The following is a 20,808-nucleotide window of genomic DNA, read 5'->3' as shown; positions in this document are numbered from 1 at the left end:
GGTTTACAGCGGAACAGCTTATTTCTGATCCGGCAGGGCGTAGGCGATGATGTAATCGCCCAGCTTGGTGCCGAAGGAACCGTGGCCGCCAGCGGCGATCACCACGTACTGTTTACCGTTGGCTTCATAGGTCATCGGCGTTGCCTGACCACCGGCCGGCAGACGACCTTCCCACAGCTTCTCACCGGTGTTGGTGCTGAAAGCGCGCAGGTAGTTGTCAGCGGTCGCGGCGATAAAGAAGACGTGACCTGCCGTCGTTACCGGGCCGCCCAGCATCGGCATGCCCATTTTGAACGGCAGCGGAACCGGCGCGCTGTCGCGAACGGTGCCGATACGTTTCTTCCAGACCACTTCGTTGGTTTTCAGATCCAGCGCGGAGATATAACCCCAGGCAGGCTGTTTACACGGCAGGCCAAACGGCGACAGGAACGGATTCAACTCCACGCCGAACGGCACGCCGTACTGCGGCTGAATGCCGGTTTCAGTGCCTGAGCCGCCAGAAGCGCCTTCCGCCGGCTGGATGGGGTTGCCCGGACCGCGTGGCACCAGTTTGGAAACAAACGGCAGCGCCATAGGGTTAGCGATAGCGATCTGACGGTTGGTGTCAACGGCGATGCCGCCCCACTCGAACATACCCAGGTTGCCAGGGAAGACCAGCGTGCCCTGCTCAGACGGCGGGGTAAACGGACCTTCATAGCGCAGACGATGGAAGATCACGCGGCACACCAGCTGGTCGAACATGGTGGCGCCCCACATATCCTTGCCAGAAAGATTCTGCTTCGGACGGAAGGTCAGCTCAGAGTAAGGCTGGGTCGGAGAAAGGCGGTCGCCTTCCGCCGGGCCCTGCGGCACAGGTGTTTCCGGCGCAGGCACTACCAGCTTACCGTTACGGCGATCCAGCACGAAGATATTGCCGGTTTTCGCCGGCGCGTAGATCACCGGTACGGTATTGCCATCTTTATCGGTAATGTCAGCCAGCGTCGGCTGAGAGGGCAGGTCCATATCCCACAGGTCATGATGGACGGTCTGATAAGACCACACCAGCTTACCGGTGGTGGCGTTCAGCGCCAGCACGCTGCTGGCGTAACGCTCCTGCTCAGGCGTACGGTTGCCGCCCCAGATATCCGGGGTGGAGACGCCCATCGGCAGATAAACCATATCCAGTTTGGCGTCATAGACCGCAGGCGCCCAGGAGTTCGGCGAGTTCGGCACGAAGCTTTGACCGTCGGCCGGAATGGCGTTTGGATCTTTCGCGCCCGGATCGAATACCCACAGCAGCGCGCCGGTATTCACGTCAAAGCCGCGAATCACGCCTGACGGTTCGTGCGTGGAGTAGTTATCGGTTACCGCGCCCGCAATCACAATGACTTTATCAGTGATGATCGGCGGAGACGTTGGCTCATAGGCACCCGGCGTGGTGACCGGCTGTTTGTGCTGCAGATCCAGCTCGCCGTTGTTGGCGAAGTCCGGGCAACGTTTGCCGGTTTCCGCGTCCAGCGCGAACAGACGACCATCATTCACCGGTAGGATGATACGGCGTGCGCAGAGCGCCGGAGCCGCGTTGCCCGCGTCGGCGGCAGCAGGCGTTTCATGATAAGAAACGCCGCGGCAGGTAACGTGCTGGAAGGTTGGATTAGGCTTCAGCTCCGGGTCGAACTTCCATTTCTCTTTACCGGTTACCGCATCCAGCGCGAACAGAATCTGATGCGCGGTGCAGAGATAAAGCGTGTCGCGGACTTTAATCGGCGTCACTTCGTTAGTGATTTCACCCGGATCGTTCGGCGTTTTCAGATCGCCAGTGCGGAAGGTCCATGCGACTTGCAGGTCCTTCACGTTTTTCTCATTGATCTGATTCAGCGGAGAGTAACGGGTACCCGCCTGATCGCGGCCATAGGCTGGCCAGTCGCCCGGCGGAATCGCGCTGTCAGCCGCAGCCGGCGCAGCCTGATCGGCGGTCGGCAGCGTGCCGTTGATCTCCTGCGGATCGTTGAACACCGCCCAGGCCAGCACGATGACGCTGACCACCAGGCTTAAGCCCATCAGGGACGCGCCCGCTTTGCCGCCGCGAGGACCGTGGGTAATGCCGCGGTAGACGAACGGCAGAAGCAGCCAGATGCCAAAGATAACCCAGACGTCGGTACGCGGCGCCAGCGCCCAGAAGTCGAAGCCGACTTCCCATACTGCCCAGGCCAGGGTGCCGAGCAGCAGCAGCGCATAAACTACCAGCGCGGCGCTGTGGCGACGGTACAGCAGAAATGCCGTCACCAGCATCGCGATGCCGCTGATGATGTAGTACCAGCTACCACCTATGGTTGAGAGCCAAAGGCCGCCAACCAACAGATACGCGCCGCAAAGTGCTGCGAACAGGACGGTTAAAAACCGTATGAAGCGCGAAGATGAGGAGTCTTTCCCCATAATTTAGTCCTCTTGAGTGTTGCCATAAACTTAAGTAAACAACCAGCCTGGCTGTATACCAGCAGATAAATAAAGTACGGGTATTCAGTGTTCCTGATATCGCTCTTCCTGTAAGCGCAATGTTCCTGATGCGTTAAATTTTATATGAATATGCGTTACAAGTTCTGACTTTTTTGGCAGGAAACATTATTCATTGCTTTTTATATAGCAGCTGTGGCTGATTTGTGGGCAAAAAATAACCCTAAGAATCGTCTTATGGCGGAAAAACCGCCTTATTTTTCACCATCGGACAACGATTAACCGCACAGCGACAGGCCGCGCCGGAATAAAGCGCGGCGGCAAAGAAAATGCGTTATTGTTCACGAGGCGAGTGGAACGCCAGCTGGCAGATGGAAGCTGACCGGAATATAAAAATGGCCCTCCAGCCAGTCGGGACGGCAGCGGGCGAGATCGAACGTCTGTAGCTCGGCGCCCGGACGACGCGCCAAACCCGGCTGCGCCAGGTGGTGATAATAAACTTCACTAATAAAGGCGCTGAAATGACGTGGGTGGCCTTGAAAAGGCAGCTTTAGCCATAAACCGCCCGGTAAAATGTCGCGCTGCGCCTGTAAGGAATATTCTCCCTCGCGCTGCTCCAGACCGCGCATTAAGGTCACCAGATGGTACTCTTTGCGTTCCGCGCAGGGAGCGAATTCCAGTGTAATAAATCCCTGCGCCCGGCTGCCCTTATTTTCCCGCACAAACTCGGTCAAATATTGCGTCAGGATTTCCTGCTTATCCTCAACGAACTCACCATATAAACAGGGCCAGGTCTGTCGTTCGCCATAAACAACGCGATCCGGCAACGTTAACAGTTCCGGCTCGCTGTGATGATGACGCGACGGGTCGAAGCGGCTATGAAACGCCGCGGTATTCAGCTCGCTGGCGTAACGCCAGGCATGCGGCGTTAAAGAAAAATGTTTGCGAAACGCGCGGGTGAAATTCTGCTGCGTGTCAAAACCGTAGCGCACGGCGATATCGATTAGCGACAGGCGTGTCAGACGCAGCGCCATGGCGGATTTGGTCAGGCGGCGTTTTCGGGCGTAGGCGGCGACGGTCTGGCCGGTCATCTCCTTAAACAGCCGCTGCATATGCCATTTTGAATAGCCTGATTTTTGCGCGATGGTATCGATATTCAGCTCCTCTGTAAGATTGTCTTCAATCCACGCGATGAGATCCTGAATGTACTGCGTTTTCTGCGTTTCGCCCATTTCTCCACCCAGACAGTAACGATAGTTATAATTTTAATGGATACAATTTTTAGGGTGACTAATTTAGCAAAATTCGCCGTAACAAAATGGCACTCACTGTAAATAAGTGTGATGAAAAGGCCGTGATAAATACCCTTTTTGTTAAAGGTATGTAATAAACGTGAGCGATACGGGCGCGGCTCGTTGGTAACGGAGAGACAGGCAGCGCCCAAGATAATGCTTCTTTTTTGGCGGGGCGCTGTTTACATTGTGAGCAACCCCGACAGAAGGAGCGAGATATGGCACATTTGACCGCAGAAGACTTTCCGCAAGAGCTGCTGGAGCTTTACGATTATTACGCTCACGGCATGTTGAGCAAACGCGAATTTCTTTCGCAGGCGGCGAAATATGCCATTGGCGGCCTGACGGCGGCCAGCCTGCTTTCCCTGCTCAGCCCCAACTATGCCTTAGCGGAGCAGGTGGCGTTTACCGATCCTGATATCCATGCCGAATACCTGCGTTATCCGTCGCCGAACGGCCATCAGTCGGTGCGCGGGTATTTTGTGCGTCCGACGGCGAGCCGGGAGAAAATGCCGGCGGTGGTAGTGGTGCATGAAAATCGCGGGCTGAATCCCTATATCGAAGATGTGGCGCGCCGCGTGGCGAAAGCGGGCTTTATCGCGCTGGCGCCGGATGGGCTCAGCTCAGTCGGCGGCTACCCAGGCAATGATGATAAGGGACGCGAGCTGCAACAGCAGGTCGATCAGACCAAACTGATGAATGACTTTTTCGCCGCGATCGCGTTTTTGATGCAGCATCCGCACTCTACCGGCAAGGTCGGCATTACCGGTTTCTGCTACGGCGGCGGCGTGGCGAATGCGGCGGCGGTCGCTTATCCCGAACTGGCGGCTGCGGTGCCGTTTTACGGTCGTCAGCCGCCAGCGAAAGAGGTGGAGCGCATTCAGGCGCCGCTGCTGTTGCACTATGCGGAGCTGGATACGCGCATCAATGAAGGCTGGCCGGAATATGAAGCGGCGCTAAAGGCGGCGGGCAAGCATTATGAAGCCTGGATCTATCCCGGCGTGAATCACGGTTTTCACAACGATTCCACGCCGCGCTATGATCGTAAGGCGGCGGAGCTGGCGTGGGATCGCACTATTGCCTGGTTCCATCGCTATCTGGCTTAAGCGGGCGGGCAGGATTTTTGAACGCGATCTGCTGAATGTCGCTATCTATATTCCGGAAGATTTCTATGTGGTGATTCCGTGGCTGGCCGATGACCGTTTCGACACCCGCGATCTGGTTACTGATATTTTTTTCCGGTCAGCGAAGCGGCAAAGGCTTTCGAACGCGCGCAGCAAAATGACGCTATTAAAGTCATGCTGCATTTGCCGACGCCTGTATTTCTCCTCTGTTGACGTCGTCGTATTCTGTAAGCAGTTATGTATATAGGGCGGACGCTTACCCTTGCGCGCCGTTAGAAGGACGAATTTATCATGAACATCTGGGGTGGGCCTTTTTATTAATATAGATATTGCACAGTTCCACCTCTTGAAAAAAATTCTCTTCGATAACTTTCGCCTCTCTGAGGAGCAATCAATCAAAAAGGAAGAGCCGCAGAACAGTGCAAATTACCATTATAATAACGAAGAGCGGGCTATTTAAGCGAAAGCGCATGGGTCTGCTCTTTTCCTGGAAGAGCGACGCTGGCGCAGGGAGGCAGTGAATTTTTCATATTCACCATTAAGCGGTATTCTTCATTTATACTGACACCAAGCTCTGGCGCTGATGAAATTTTTAATCCTTTGCGGGTGACGGTAATAATCCTGCTATGACCATCTTGTGAGATAGTCCGTAGCGCTTTGCGCCGTAAGGAAAGGTTCTGATAAACATTCCAGACGTTATCTCCTCTGCCAGTTGTCTTCAAACGTAGCTATAAAACGCTTTATGCGTCACGATATCCCGTTTTTCCAGAAGCAGCATAGAGCAGCCAAAAGCTGCAAGGGCAACATGATGATATAGCCGGGTCTGCTGTGCCGAATGTGTGAATTATTATATGGATGAAATTGGAATTTTTGTTAAAAATTACATTTTTGCATAAAAAACATCGTCGTAAATTTACGAAAGCGTTCGGTGAAACTATTAAAAAGTGCACAATAAATAAGCTTTATAGTGGCGGATAGCTATTATGGCTTTGACAGCAGCCGCCCGCCCGGCTGTTGGCCTTAGACTGCGACAGTATTCACTTTAACCAGCATAACCCTGATTTTGAGCCTTCTTACAGGCCCCTTTATTTCTAATGTAACAATTGACTTTCGTTCTTGAAATCTTAATTGAGTGTTTAAGTATTATGTAAGTTAATGAAATTTATCGTTTTATTTTCTTATTTTCCTGTGAGTGATTTTTTTTGTCTTATATAAATAAAATAATATATATAGAGTTGACGAAGATGAGGCGTTGACTAATAGTGGGTAGTGAGGCGGGGGACTGAGTCTCAGTTGAAAGGTTATGCCATTATTGTGAAAAATTCGATACTTTGTTTTTATGTTTTTTTTTGGTCCGTTAGATAACTACTCTTTAAAAAATGTTATTTAAATGTTAATTTTTGTTGCCATTTTGGTTCTCAACTAGCAGTAAACTCTGATTTTACATTTTTGATACGATAAATATTTTGAGTGATTTCAATTTTTTAAAGTGTCTTTCTTTTTTTGGAATAAAAAATATCATGTAAGGACGACATATCGCGGTATGAGATATTCGGATTGTTTAGCTATCCCAATAATGGAGCAATTCTTTTATGGAAAAAGAACTCGTTGGATACTATATCGGAGAGAATATTCAACTCGATATCGCTTACAGGAAAGTAGCAAAATATGATCCCTTTGGCAGGCCACAGAATTTTTTTATTCTGCGGGACACCATGATGCGTTTGTTTCTCTATCTGCTGCAAAACGCCTGCGATCGCATAGTGACGAATGAGGAAATACTTTATCACGTATGGGATTTACATGGACTGAAGTCTTCCAGCCAGCGGCTCTGCCAGGTGATGCAGACCTTACGCTTCAGATTAGCCATGTTAGGCGTACCTCACGACTTTATTATGCGTATTAAAACGAGTGAGGTGAAAGGTTATTCAATTAAGAAAAATATGGTAAGGCCTTTATACCTTCTTACAGAGGATGCGTAATTAAAATTAGTCGCATGGACACTTTCGCTATGAAAGCATACGCCATTTCGAATGATAACTTTTTTAAAATCGGTATGCTCGCGCTTTTATCCAGGGCGCGTTAAATGGCAGGTAGGTCTGATAACACCCGTGAGATGCCATGATCGATAAAAGAAATTGTTGGCGCGGCGCGTGATTTTTGTCCTGCGCAATAGCGCGTCAACGATGCCGCTGTTCAATAAGGTTTTTCCGTCATACTTTCTGACAGAGAAAGCACGGTTTTAGCTCACTATATTAATGGCGAAAAGCCTAAGGAGATATCACATAAATTAAATATTTCAGTAAAACCTTTTCCACATCTAAGCTCAGCGCGTTCAATAAACTGGGCATCAGGAGGATAAGCAGCCGATCGTTGGTCTGTATTAAGCGTTTTATTGCAAGAAAAAAAGAGGTTTCCAGCGTGTATCCTTAAGCCAGAGGCTTATTGATCGCTAAGTGGATGCAGACGCTTTGGAGATGGATTTTCATAAATAATAAACATGGAAAAGAGAATGCTTGTGAACAGGAAAATATTATCATGGCTGATGTGTCTGTTATTTATCAGCGCTGCCTGGAATACCGGTGCTCACGCACAGGAGCCGCAGAAAAAAACACCATGGGTATTGGATGCTCCGCCGGGAGAAAATCAGTGGATTACGGAAAAATCGCGCGCGCGCGTCATTGTTTTCCGCCTGGCGCGCGACAAAGAAGCTCTGGCCAATAAGCCCCTTAATATATTTCTTAACGGCAGTTATCATGCCAGTCTGTTGCCGGAACATCAGGCTATTGCCCTGTCGCTTTGTCCCGGAACGAAAGAACTGGGCGTCACGCTGGGAAAAATAGATGCCGATAGCGACGATCTCGCCCGCTCGACGCAAAAAACGCCGCGGTTAGAACCAGAGACGCTCTATTTCTATCAGGTCGCCGTTGATAATAACGGGAAAATATTTGCCCGCTGGGTCGATCGCGATCAGGCGAAAGAGGTGTTGGCGCATGTGAAGGTGCAGACTCATACGCTTTCGCGCGTAGCGGATAGTCAGAGCTGCCCCAGCAGCGTTTACAGCATCAATGCTTCAGCACTTTTTAAGCTGAACCAGTATGAGCGCAGCGGCATGCTGCCCGGCGCTATGCAGTCTATTCAGCGCCTGGCTGAGCAGATGCAAAAGGATTATTCCTCCCTGGATAAAATTATCGTGAATGGCTATGCCGATCCTACAGGAAATAACGATAAAAACCAGCTACTGTCGCAGCAGCGTGCGCAGACTGTCGCATTATTGCTGAGCGAGTCAGGGCTACCCATCGATATTATTACTGCGCAAGGAATGGGCGCATCAAACCTTATTGTGGCGGATTGCCACCAGCGTCATTTAAATCGACAGCAAGTTGCTGATTGTAATCAGCCAAACAGAAGAGTCGAAGTGGAAGTCTATGGGCTGAAAAATTTATAAAGGCCCAGGAAGCGTTCTGAACATTAATGTGTTTCTTTGATTACACAAGGATAAAAAAATGGCTGCCATGGTAAAAATAAATTTACGTGGGACTAAAGGGATCGTTTCGTCTCATGAAGTCGCGGCAGGAAAAGATGCTCCTGTCGTAATAGCGGTGCCGCATCGCGGCAAATATAATATTGAACTGATTGATGAAACTACCGGACACGCGCCGCAGCTTGTGACCACTAAGCGCGTTGGAAATAACCTTGTCCTGGCATTTGAGGGCGGAGATGCAGACGCCCCGGACGTTATTCTCGAAGATTATTATGATAACGACAGCGTCCATCTAATTGGTCAGGCGGAAAACGGACAATATTATGAATATATTCCCACCTCAGGCGAGGTGGCGGATTATCCGCCAGCCATGCTGGATGGGCAGAATAGCCAGGTCGTTTTAGGCGGCGAAGGTTCAACGATTGCCGACCCGGTGGCGGACGGCGATAACTTTGCCTGGCTGCCTTTTTTACTGCTCGGCGCGGCTACCGCCGGCGTCGCTGGCGTCGCCTGGGCGGCGTCGAATAATCATAATGGTGGATCACACTCGGCCAGCCCGAAACTGAACGTCACCATTAATCCACCTACTGACGAGGATAAAGATGGCCGCCCGGAGCTGTCCGGCACGTCATCCAGCCCGAATGCCGACGTCACTATTACCTTACCCGACGGCAGCACGCTGACCACGAAGACCGATAAAGACGGCAACTGGGCCATCGAAGCGCCTGCTTCTCAGCCCAACGGCGCGATCACCGTTACGGTGACCGATTCCAGCGGCAACACCGGCACCGCGAACATCGACTACCGGGATGAAACCGCACCCGAAACGCCGAGCATAACGCAGAACGATGATAACGGGCTGGCGGGTAAGGCGGAGCCGGGCGCAAAGGTCACCATTACCGACAAGGATAGTGGCGAGACAACCACCGTCACGGCGGATGAAAACGGCGACTGGAGCATCCAGCCCAACCCGATTAACAAAGGGGATAATACTGCAACGGTTGTGGCGGAAGATCCTGCCGGTAACGTTTCGCCCCCGCTTATAGTCAACAGACCGGTAGCGGATATCGTCTCCGGCTCTATTTCGCTGACGGATGATGTCGCGCCTGTTACCGGCGTGATTGCTGACGGCGGCGTGACGAACGATACCCGACCGACCTATTCCGGTAAAGCGACGCCGGGCACCGATCACGTTAATATTTATGACAACGGCGAACTGATTGGCAGCGCGCCGGTGGATAAGGATGGCAACTGGCGCTTTACGCCGGCAAAAAGCCTGGCGGAAGGGTCATCGCATAATTATACCGTGGCGGCGGTGGAGGCGGCCGGTAAAGAAGGCGCGCACATCAGCGGCACCGCGGATGACGGCTGGTCATTTACCATTGACAGCATAGCGCCCGATAACAACACCTCCGGCATCGTTGACGGCTCGCTGAGCCTGACTGACGACGTCGGACCGGTGACCGGCCCGATCCTGGACGGCGGCGTCACCGACGATACCCGCCCGACCTTCTCTGGCAAAGCCACCGATGATATCGATCACGTCAATATCTATGATAATGGCGAACTGATCGGCAGCGCGCCGGTGGATGAGAATGGCAACTGGAGCTTTACGCCGGAAACCGATCTGGCGGAAGGCGACCATTCTCTGTCCGCATCAGCGGTGGACAAAGCAGGCAACGAAGGCCCGCAGACCGGCGGCGCCGATGCTGGCTGGGACTTTACCGTTGATACCTCTGCACCCGATAACACTACCTCCGGCATCGTTGACGGTTCGCTGAGCCTGACTGACGACGTCGGACCGGTGACCGGTCCGATCCCGGACGGCGGCAACATCGACGATGCGCGCCCGACCTTCTCCGGTAAAGCGACCAGCGATATCGATCACGTCAATATCTACGACAACGGCGAACTGATCGGCAGCGCGCCGGTGGATAAGGATGGCAACTGGAGCTTTACGCCGGAAACCGATCTGGCGGAAGGCGAACATTCTCTGTCCGCAGCGGCGGTGGATAAGGCAGGCAACGAGGGCGCCCCGGTCAGCGGCACCGATGACGAGAGCTGGGACTTTACCGTCGATACCTCTGCACCTGACAACAACACCTCCGGTATCGTCAGCGGCTCGCTGAGCCTGACGGACGATGTGGCGCCGGTCACCGGCGTTATCGTCGACGGCGGCAGCACCAACGACGCGCGTCCGACCTATGCCGGTAAAGCGACCAGCGATATCGATCACGTCAATATCTACGACAGGGGTACGCTGATCGGCAGCGCGTCGGTGGGCCAAGACAACGGTTGGAGCTTTACGCCGGAAACCGATCTGGCGGCGGGCGATCACGCCTTTACCGTGGCGGCGGTGGACAAGGCAGGCAACGAGGGCGCCCAGATCAGCGGCACCAATGACGAGAGCTGGGACTTTACGCTCGACGTGACCGCGCCGGACAACAGCACCTCCGGTATCGTTGACGGTTCGCTGAGCCTGACCGACGACGTCGGACCGGTGACCGGCCCGATCACGGACGGCGGCATCACCGATGACGCGCGCCCGACCTTCTCCGGTAAAGCGACCGACGATATCGATCGTGTGAATATCTACGACAAGGGTACGCTGATCGGCAGTGCGCCGGTGGATGAGAATGGCAACTGGAGCTTTACGCCGGAAACCGATCTGGCGGAAGGCGACCATTCTCTGTCCGCAGCGGCGGTGGACAAGGCAGGCAACGAGGGCGCCCCGGTCAGCGGCACCGATGACGGAAGCTGGGACTTTACCGTCGATACCTCTGCACCTGACAACAACACCTCCGGCATCGTCAGCGGCTCGCTGAGCCTGACCGACGACGTCGGACCGGTGACCGGTCCGATCACGGACGGCGGCATCACTGACGATGCGCGCCCGACCTTCTCCGGTAAAGCGACCAGCGATATCGATCACGTCAATATCTACGACAAGGGGACGCTGATCGGCAGTGCGCCGGTGGATAAGGATGGCAACTGGAGCTTTACGCCGGAAACCGATCTGGCGGAAGGGGAGCACGCCTTTACCGCCGCAGCGGTGGACAAGGCGGGCAACGAGGGCGCCCCGGTCAGCGGCACCGATGACGAGAGCTGGGACTTTACGCTCGACGTGACCGCGCCGGACAACAGCACCTCCGGTATCGTTGACGGTTCGCTGAGCCTGACCGACGACGTGGGCGCGGTGACCGGTCCGATCACGGATAGCGGCGTCACCGACGATGCGCGCCCGACCTTCAGCGGCAAGGCGACCAGCGATATCGATCACGTCAATATCTACGACAAGGGGACGCTGATCGGCAGCGCGCCGGTGGATGAGAATGGCAACTGGAGCTTTACGCCGGAAACCGATCTGGCAGAGGGCGAACATTCTCTGACCGCAGCGGCGGTGGACAAGGCAGGCAACGAGGGCGCCCCGGTCAGCGGCACCGATGACGAGAGCTGGGACTTTACCCTTAACATCACCGCGCCGGATACCGGGGTATTCGCAGGCGGCAGCATCAGCCTGACGGACGATGTGGTGCCGGTCACCGGCGTTATCACCGACGGCAGCAGCACCAATGACGCGCGTCCGACTTACGCGGGTACCATCACTGCGGAAGGCCTCGCCGGTGGCGTGGTCAGCGTGAATATCTACGATAAAGGAACGCTGATTGGCAATGCGGCGGTGGATCAAACCAGCGGTGCATGGAGCTTCACGCCGGAAACCGATCTTACGGAGGGCAATCACGCCTTTACCGTGGCGGCGGTTGATCGGGCGGGCAATGTGGGCGCCCAGATCAGCGGTACCAATGACGAGAGCTGGGACTTTACGCTCGACGTGACCGTACCGGACAACAGCACCTCCGGCATCGTCGACGACTCACTGAGCCTGACCGACGACGTCGGACCGGTGACCGGCCCGATCCCGGACGGCGGCGTCACCGACGATGCGCGCCCGACCTTCAGCGGCAAGGCGACCAGCGATATCGATCACGTCAATATCTACGACAAGGGGACGCTGATCGGCAGCGCGCCGGTGGATGAGAATGGCAACTGGAGCTTTACGCCGGGAACCGATCTGGCGGAAGGCGAACATTCTTTGTCCGCAGCAGCGGTGGACAAGGCAGGCAACGAGGGCGCCAGGGTCAGCGGTACCGATGACGAGAGCTGGGACTTTACGCTCGACGTGACCGCGCCGGACAACAGCACCTCCGGTATCGTTGACGGCTCGCTGAGCCTGACCGACGACGTCGGACCGGTGACCGGCCCGATCCTGGACGGCGGCTTCACTGACGATGCGCGCCCGACCTTCTCCGGTAAAGCGACCGATGATATCGATCACGTCAATATCTACGACAACGGCGAACTGATCGGCAGCGCGCCGGTGGATGAGAATGGCAACTGGAGCTTTACGCCGGAAACCGATCTGGCGGAGGGCGAACATTCTCTGTCCGCAGCGGCGGTGGACAAGGCGGGCAACGAGGGTGCCCCGGTCAGCGGTACCGATGACGGGAACTGGGATTTTACCGTCGATACCTCTGCACCTGACAACAACACCTCCGGCATCGTCGACGGCTCGCTGAGTCTGACCGACGACGTGGGCGCGGTGACCGGTCCGATCACGGACGGCGGCATCACTGACGATGCGCGCCCGACCTTCTCCGGTAAAGCGACCAGTGATATCGATCATGTGAATATCTACGACAAGGGTACGCTGATCGGCAGTGCGCCGGTGGATGAGAATGGCAACTGGAGCTTTACGCCGGAAACCGATCTGGCGGAAGGGGATCACGCCTTTACCGCCGCAGCGGTGGATAAGGCAGGCAACGAAGGTCCGCAGACCGGCGGCGCAGATGACAGCTGGGATTTCACTGTCGATATCACCGCGCCAGACGCTGAAGCCTTTGAAAACGACTCTGTCACCCTGACGGACAATGTCGGGCCGGTGCAGGGCAACATCAACGATGGCGACACCACGGATGACGCTCAGCCTACCTACGCCGGACGCATTACCGCAGACGCGTTAGCGGAAGGGGTGGCCAGCGTCAATATCTATGACCACGGTGAACTGATCGGCAACGTGCCGGTAGATCAGGAAACCGGTACCTGGAGCTTCACGCCGGGCAAATCGCTGGCGAGCGGCGATCATAGCCTGACCGTGGCCGCCGTAGACGCAGCGGGCAACGTTGGCCCGCAGATCAGTGGCACGGAGGACGAAGCCTGGGACTTCACCTTGTTGACCAGCGCACCAGCACAGCCGTCCATTGAAAACATCAGAGATGACTTTACCCAGGGCGAAGATGACGATACCGGTTATCTGCAAAAAGGGCAGGTCACCAACGACGCCACGCTGACGGTTAACGGCACCGCCGGACCCGGCATGACGGTGCAGGTCTGGGCAACCGACAGCAGCAATAACCGTGTGCAGGTTGGCGAAGGTAAAGTGGATAAAGATGGCCGCTGGAGCATCACCATCAGCGAGTTGGGCGCCGACGGCAGCTACACCCTGACGGCGACCGCCGTCAACGCGGCGGGCGTTTCCTCGGCGGAAACGGGCGGCTTCCCGATTGTTCTCGATACGGCCGCGCCGGACGCGGCGGTCGCCACGCTGATGGATGACGAAGGCGATAAGCAGGGCGCTATCTCCCCAGGCGGCGTCACCGACGATCGCTCGCCTGTCTTAACCGGCACCGGCGAAGCGGGCGCCACGGTCAGCGTCTATCTGGACGGCGCTGACGCGCCGGTCGGCAGCGTCGTGGTCAACGCGCAAGGAAACTGGACGCTGCCGCTGGGCACGCTGACGGATGGCGAACACAGCTATCAGACCAAAATCACCGATGCGGCTGGCAACGAGACGCGCGGTGAGGCGGTCACCTTCACGGTGGACAGCAGCGCCGTGGCGTTGACTATCGATCAGGCGAACGATGATGTGGGCAGCATTACCGGCGCGGTGTTGAATAACGGCCTCACCGACGACAGCTCGCCGGAGCTGCAGGGCAGCGCCACGCCGGGTGCGACGGTCACCATTAAAGATGAAGATGGCTCAGTGCTGGGCACAGTCGAGGCCGACGCCATGGGTGTATGGCGCTTCCAGCTGGAAAACGTGCCCGATGGCGTCCATACCTGGACTGCGGAAACTACCAACGCGGCGCAAAATACCGCGCAGGCGACCATTACGTTGACGATCGACAGCACGCCGCCCGCGCCGCCGGTCATTACTTCACTGGAAGATGATGTCGGCACGGTACAGTTCACCTCTAACGTGCAGGGCAACGTCACGGACGATCCGGCGCCGACCTTAACCGGCACGGCGGAAGCTGGTGCGATAGTGACGCTGTATGACGGCAGTAACGTGCTTGGCGTCGTAACGGCGAACGCTGAAGGATGCTGGAGCTATACGCCGACTACCAACCTGACGGAAGGCACGCACAGCATTACCGCGACGGCGACCGATGCTGCGGGCAACGTCAGCGCGCCTTCGGCCAGCTGGAATTTCGTTCTGGATATTACCGCGCCGAACGTCGGCATCTCCGGCAACTCGACGGAGTCGCTGAGCGGTCAGTCAGAACCGGGCGTGTTAATTACCGTTGAAACCGCCAACGGCGAGAAATTCACTGCCGTGGCGGATCAAAATGGCCGCTGGATCATGACGCCGAACCCGGTTGCCGCAGGCGAGTCGGGCAAGATCTACGCCACCGATCCGGCGGGCAACGTGGGCGATCCGCTGAGTTTTCAGGGATCGGCGCTGGCCAGCTACGATCTGCTGAATGAAAGCGAGCAGGTCAACACCACCACCGCAGGTGATCAGTTGAACCCCTCCACCACGCGCCTGGCGGACGGCCGCATCGTGGTGACCTGGCAGGGCGCCGGCTCGGGTTCCGATGTCTTTATGCAGCTCTACGAGGCGGACGGGGTGCATAAAATCGGCACCGAGCAGCTGGTCAACCAGCGCACCGGCGGTAATCAGGACAGTCCACAGGTGGTGGCGCTGGCGGACGGCGGCTTCCTGATCGTTTACGAGTCCTACGGCGGCGGCCTGGATAATAGCGGGGACGGCGTCATCGCACGGCGTTACGGCGCGGACGGCGGGGCAATGACCGACGAGTTTCTGGTGAACGCCACCACCGTTGGCAGTCAGCGTATGCCGAGCGCCGTGGCGACGGCGGACGGCGGCTATATCATCACCTGGGAAAGCGAAAGCAAGGTGATTTATCAGCGCCGTTATGACGCGGATAACCAGCCGGGAGACGAAGTGGCGGTGCTGACCGGGACTTCGGTAGGCACATCGGGCGGACCGGAGATGGCGGCCTTTACGGATGCGGCGCATCAGGGCATGTACATCACGGTCTGGAGCGCGGCGGGCGGCCCGTCAGACAGCAACTCCACCGGCGTGGTGGGGCAGATCTTCGGGGCGGACGGCCAGCCGCTGGGCAACGCCTTCCAGGTGAACACCACCATGGACGCCAGTCAGAACTACCCGGATGTGATCACCCTCACGGACGGCAGCTTCGTGGTTTACTGGGACACCGATGACAGCGGAGCCAACGGCTCGGATATCCGTGCGGTGCATTACAGGGTGGACGCGGAGACCGGCAGCGTTTCGGTGGTTGGCACCGGCGACTTTATCGTCAACAGCTACACGGCGGGCAAGCAGTACAAGCCGGTGGGCGTGGCGCTGGAAGATGGCGGCTACCTGATTATCTGGGGTTCGGACGGCGGCGACGGCAGCGGCTCGGCGGTTTACGCTCAGCGCTATGACGCAGACGATCATAAGGTGGGCCGCGAGTTTATCGTCAACACCACCACCAAAGGCAACCAGGGTACCGGCGGCGACTCGACCGACGCAACGCATATCCTGGACGCCACGCTGACCGCGGACGGCAACGTCTACGTCACCTGGCAGTCCGATAATGTGGATGGCAGCGGCAACGGGGTGGAAGGGATCGTGATTAACCCGGACGCGGCCTACTATTCTGAGTTCACGGTGAACAGCACCACCACCGGGGCGCAGACGGTGTCGTCAGTGTCGTCCCTGCCGGGCGGCGGATCGGTGGTGGTCTGGCAGTCCGCCAGCGGCGACGGCTCAGGTAGTTGCGTAATGGGCCAGATGCTGGATGCCAAAGGGCAGCCGGTGGGCAGGGAGTTTATCGTGAATACCACCACCACCGGGGATCAAACTGTTCCGCAGGTAGCGGTACTCACCGACGGCAGCTTTGAAGTCGTTTGGGTGTCCGGCGGTTATATAAAAGGCCAGAAGTTCACTTACAGCCATGACAGCGACGGAGCGATCAATGGCGTTACTACCTCTGGTGCTGAATTTAACGTCAACAGCGGTACGGGTGCATCGAGCCAGGGCCATCCGGTCATCACGCCGCTGAGCGACGGCGGTTATATGGTGGTCTGGCAGGCAGCTGTAGATAACGTCTGGCAGATCTATGGACGTCAATATGATGCCGACGGTTCGCCGGTGGCTGACCAGCAGATACTGTCCTCAACCTCGCTTAGCGTCTCAGGCATCCTGGGCGTGGGGGCTGACTGGGAGCCCCTGCCGTCGGTTACCACGCTGAGCAACGGCAAGGTTGCCATCACCTATACCAAGAAAGGCAACGGCTATGACACGGCGGTGAAAATTTATGATCCGACGACACATACCGTGGGGACAGAGTTTATCGCCAACCAAACGGTGACCAACAATCAGGCGTCACCGAGCGTGAGCGCGCTGGATAACGGTAACTTTGTGGTCACCTGGGACTCGAACGATAAGAGCGGACCCGATCAGAATGGCTACAGCGTCTGGGGGCGTATCTACGACGCTGAAGGCAAGGCGGTATCGAATGAGTTCATCATCAATACCGTGACTGCAGGCGATCAGCATCTGGCGAAGGTAGCCAGTCGCCCTGACGGCAGCTTTGTCATCGTATTTGTCTCGGCGACAGATGCGGATGCGGGGGCCGGTACTTATGGCATCTATGCCCAGTATTTTGATGCCAGCGGCGCCAGAGTGGGCCAACAGATGCGCATCAATCAGTTGACCTACGGCGATCAGACGGAAGTGGATGTCACCTTCCTGGAAGGCGGGCAGCTTTATGTCACCTGGACCGATGCGGGCGTGGGCGACGGCAGCGGCTCAGCGATTAAAGGACGTATTGTTGACCTGGTGGAAACGCTGGGACTGGAGGAACAGACGCCGCAGAATGACGATCCGACGCTTATCGACTATCAGCCGTCTACTGTCTCGACCCAGACCGGCGAGGACAACATTCCGCCGAACGTAGGAATTTCCACCAATACGGCGGAAAAACTGGGTGGGCAAACCGAGCCAGGCGTCACGGTTACCGTTACCGATGCCAAAGGCGTTGAGCATACTGTGATTGCCGATGATAAGGGGGCATGGAGCATCGAGCCTAACCCGCTTAACGTAGGGGATAACGGTTATATTTCGGTGTCGGATCTGGCAGGCAACACGAGCGTACCGATCCTGATTAGCGGCTCAGCGCTGGACAGCTACGATCTGCTGAATGAAAGCGCGCAGGTTAACACCACCACCGCAGGTGATCAGTTGAACCCCTCCACCACGCGCCTGGCGGACGGCCGCATCGTGGTGACCTGGCAGGGCGCCGGCTCGGGTTCCGATGTCTTTATGCAGCTCTACGAGGCGGACGGGGTGCATAAAATCGGCACCGAGCAGCTGGTCAACCAGCGCACCGGCGGTAATCAGGACAGTCCACAGGTGGTGGCGCTGGCGGACGGCGGCTTCCTGATCGTTTACGAGTCCTACGGCGGCGGCCTGGATAATAGCGGGGACGGCGTCATCGCACGGCGTTACGGCGCGGACGGCGGGGCGATGACCGACGAGTTTCTGGTGAACGCCACCACCGTTGGCAGTCAGCGTATGCCGAGCGCCGTGGCGACGGCGGACGGCGGCTATATCATCACCTGGGAAAGCGAAAGCAAGGTGATTTATCAGCGCCGTTATGACGCGGATAACCAGCCGGGAGACGAAGTGGCGGTGCTGACCGGGACTTCGGTAGGCACATCGGGCGGACCGGAGATGGCGGCCTTTACGGATGCGGCGCATCAGGGCATGTACATCACGGTCTGGAGCGCGGCGGGCGGCCCGTCAGACAGCAACTCCACCGGCGTGGTGGGGCAGATCTTCGGGGCGGACGGCCAGCCGCTGGGCAACGCCTTCCAGGTGAACACCACCATGGACGCCAGTCAGAACTACCCGGATGTGATCACCCTCGCGGACGGTAGCTTCGTGGTTTACTGGGACACCGATGACAGCGGAGCCAACGGCTCGGATATCCGTGCGGTGCATTACAGGGTGGACGCGGAGACCGGCAGCGTTTCGGTGGTTGGCACCGGCGACTTTATCGTCAACAGCTACACGGCGGGCAAGCAGTACAAGCCGGTGGGCGTGGCGCTGGAGGATGGCGGCTACCTGATTATCTGGGGTTCGGACGGCGGCGACGGCAGCGGCTCGGCGGTTTACGCTCAGCGCTATGACGCAGACGATCATAAGGTGGGCCGTGAGTTTATCGTCAACACCACCACCAAAGGCAATCAGGGTACCGGCGGCGACTCGACCGACGCAACGCATATCCTGGACGCCACGCTGACCGCGGACGGCAACGTCTACGTCACCTGGCAGTCCGATAATGTGGATGGCAGCGGCAACGGGGTGGAAGGGATCGTGATTAACCCGGACGCGGCCTACTATTCTGAGTTTGCGGTTAATACCACGACAACAGGTGACCAAACCGCTTCTAAGGTTGTCTCACTGCCAACGGGCGGGCTGTTTGAAGTTTGGGTCTCTGCCAGCGGCGACGGTTCCGGTACGGCCATCAAAGGCCAGATGCTGGATGCCAAAGGGCAGCCGGTGGGCAGCGAATTTACCGTGAACTCCACGACAACGGGCAACCAGTTGACGCCGGTGGTGCTGGAGAACGGCAATATCGAAGTGGTCTGGACCAGTCCGGGAACGAATGGCGCTAACTACATTAAGGGCCAGCAATATAGCTATTCCTATGATAAGGAAGGAAATATTAATGGGCTGACCCCGGTGGGCGGCGAATTTAATATTAGTTCTGGCGCAGGGGCAACCGGCCAGCAGCACCCAGATGTGACCAGCCTGGATGACGGCGGTTATATCGTTGTCTGGGAGGCCCTCGTCGGTGGCGAGTATAAGATATTCGCCCGTCAGTACGACGCCGATAACTCCCCGGCGACCGGGGAAATCGTTCTGGCGTCAACCGGTTTAACCACGGGCATCCTGGGCAACAGTAACAGCTGGAGCGCTCTGCCTTCCATTGCGCAGCTCAGCAATGGTCAGATTGCGGTCACCTATGCTGTGAAGGGAACAGGCTATGACACCAGCGTAGTGATGTACGATCCTGCAACGCATGTGGTGAGTTCCAGCTCTATTGTGAACCAGACGACCAGCGGCGATCAGGCTTCTGCGACCGTATCGGCGTTGGATAACGGTAACTTTGTGGTCACCTGGGACTCCAATGACAACAGCGGGCCGGATCAGAGCGGCTACAGCGTCTGGGGACGTCTCTATGACGGAAGCGGTAAGGCGTTGTCGAATGAGTTCATCATCAATACCGACACGGCTGGCAATCAGCATCTGCCTAAAGTAGTGAGCCGCGCCGACGGCAGCTTCGTGGCGCTGTTTGTTTCGGCGACCGACGGCGATGCCGGTCCGGGCACCTACGGCATCTACGCGCAGTACTTTGACGCAGCGGGCCATAAGGTTGGGCAACAGATACAGATCAACCAGCTTAACTTCGGCGATCAGACTGAAGTTGACGCCACCTTTACCGAAGGCGGCCAGCTCTACGTCACCTGGACTGATTCTGGCGTCGGCGACGGTAGCGGTTCGGCGATCAAAGGCCGCCTGGTCGATCTGGTCGAGACCCTGGGCCTCCCTGACGACGGCACCGGCGTAACCCATATCGACTATCGGCCCGCGCAGCACTACCTCAACGGTACTGACGGCAACGATTCGCTCGATGGACGTGGCGCGATCGCTATAGATGGCAAAGGCGGTGATGACACCATCTTTATTAACAGCACCGCCTTTAGCAGCATTAACGGCGGCGACGGCAACGATACGCTGGTATGGGACTCGAATAACAATTTCGAGCTGGGCAGCGTCTCGTCGAAAATTTCCGGTATTGAAACCATTCATATGGGAAATAACGCGGCGCAGACGTTGGTTATCAGTGCCAGCGATATTCTGGAGATGACAAAAGATAATGGGGAGAGTGAACACGTACTGAAAATTACCGGCGACGACGGTGACTCAAATACCAATGGCGCACGCGATACGGTTAGCATTAATAAATCTGTCTGGACGGCTTCTTCCAGTGAAACAGAGAACGGTGTGACCTATGACGTGTATGTCCATAACGATGATGCCACCGTTAAGTTGATGATTCAGCACGGGCTGAACGTCGTGTAAAGCAGGACCCAG

The 20,808-nt window shown here is 56.6% G+C and carries 8 protein-coding genes and 1 pseudogene; 6 read left to right on the top strand and 3 right to left on the bottom strand.

Annotated elements, in window-relative coordinates; genetic code table 11:
* Positions 1 to 18: 18 nt before the first annotated feature.
* Both C2E16_RS18795 and C2E16_RS18790 read right to left on the bottom strand, forming a co-directional pair.
* On the bottom strand, positions 19 to 2,415 hold the full coding sequence (locus C2E16_RS18795; protein WP_038623806.1) for a glucose/quinate/shikimate family membrane-bound PQQ-dependent dehydrogenase: 2,397 nt from the start codon (positions 2,413 to 2,415) through the stop codon (positions 19 to 21).
* 359 nt (positions 2,416 to 2,774) lie between these two features.
* Positions 2,775 to 3,665: a helix-turn-helix domain-containing protein gene (locus C2E16_RS18790; RefSeq protein WP_084970124.1), complete on the bottom strand. Its 891-nt coding sequence runs from the start codon at positions 3,663 to 3,665 to the stop codon at positions 2,775 to 2,777.
* 278 nt (positions 3,666 to 3,943) lie between these two features.
* Here C2E16_RS18790 and yghX point away from each other — a divergent pair, with 278 nt between their 5' ends.
* Together yghX and C2E16_RS21260 are read left to right on the top strand one after the other, a co-directional pair.
* Positions 3,944 to 4,831, top strand: a complete 888-nt coding sequence (gene yghX / locus C2E16_RS18785; RefSeq protein WP_084970123.1) for a YghX family hydrolase — start codon at positions 3,944 to 3,946, stop codon at positions 4,829 to 4,831.
* A 16-nt stretch (positions 4,832 to 4,847) separates the two neighbouring features.
* Positions 4,848 to 5,062: pseudogene (locus C2E16_RS21260) on the top strand (hypothetical protein); the annotation flags it as partial.
* A gap of 239 nt (positions 5,063 to 5,301) precedes the next feature.
* Here C2E16_RS21260 and C2E16_RS20670 read toward each other — a convergent pair.
* Entirely contained in the window at positions 5,302 to 5,571 is a 270-nt protein-coding gene (locus C2E16_RS20670; protein ID WP_146107491.1) for a hypothetical protein, read from the bottom strand.
* A gap of 870 nt (positions 5,572 to 6,441) precedes the next feature.
* Between C2E16_RS20670 and C2E16_RS18775 the strand changes: the two genes are divergently transcribed.
* The 4 genes from C2E16_RS18775 (at position 6,442) to C2E16_RS18760 (ending at position 20,796) form a co-directional block, all read left to right on the top strand.
* Positions 6,442 to 6,831, top strand: coding sequence for a hypothetical protein (locus tag C2E16_RS18775; RefSeq protein WP_084970122.1), 390 nt, complete (start codon positions 6,442 to 6,444; stop codon positions 6,829 to 6,831).
* Positions 6,832 to 7,064: 233 nt separating this feature from the next.
* Positions 7,065 to 7,211 (top strand): helix-turn-helix transcriptional regulator, encoded by a 147-nt coding sequence (locus C2E16_RS21465; RefSeq protein ID WP_084970147.1) that lies wholly within the window; start codon positions 7,065 to 7,067, stop codon positions 7,209 to 7,211.
* A gap of 138 nt (positions 7,212 to 7,349) precedes the next feature.
* Entirely contained in the window at positions 7,350 to 8,297 is a 948-nt protein-coding gene (locus C2E16_RS18765; protein ID WP_084970121.1) for an OmpA family protein, read from the top strand.
* A 58-nt stretch (positions 8,298 to 8,355) separates the two neighbouring features.
* Positions 8,356 to 20,796 carry an Ig-like domain-containing protein gene (locus tag C2E16_RS18760; protein ID WP_104951604.1) on the top strand — a complete coding sequence of 4,147 codons (12,441 nt, stop codon included), beginning with the start codon at positions 8,356 to 8,358 and terminating at the stop codon, positions 20,794 to 20,796.
* Positions 20,797 to 20,808: the final 12 nt, after the last annotated feature.

The sequence above is a fragment of the Mixta calida genome, from assembly GCF_002953215.1.
Classification (GTDB): domain Bacteria; phylum Pseudomonadota; class Gammaproteobacteria; order Enterobacterales; family Enterobacteriaceae; genus Mixta; species Mixta calida.
The sequence above is the reverse complement of the archived record's forward strand: the minus strand, read 5'-3'. Positions and strand labels throughout refer to the sequence as shown.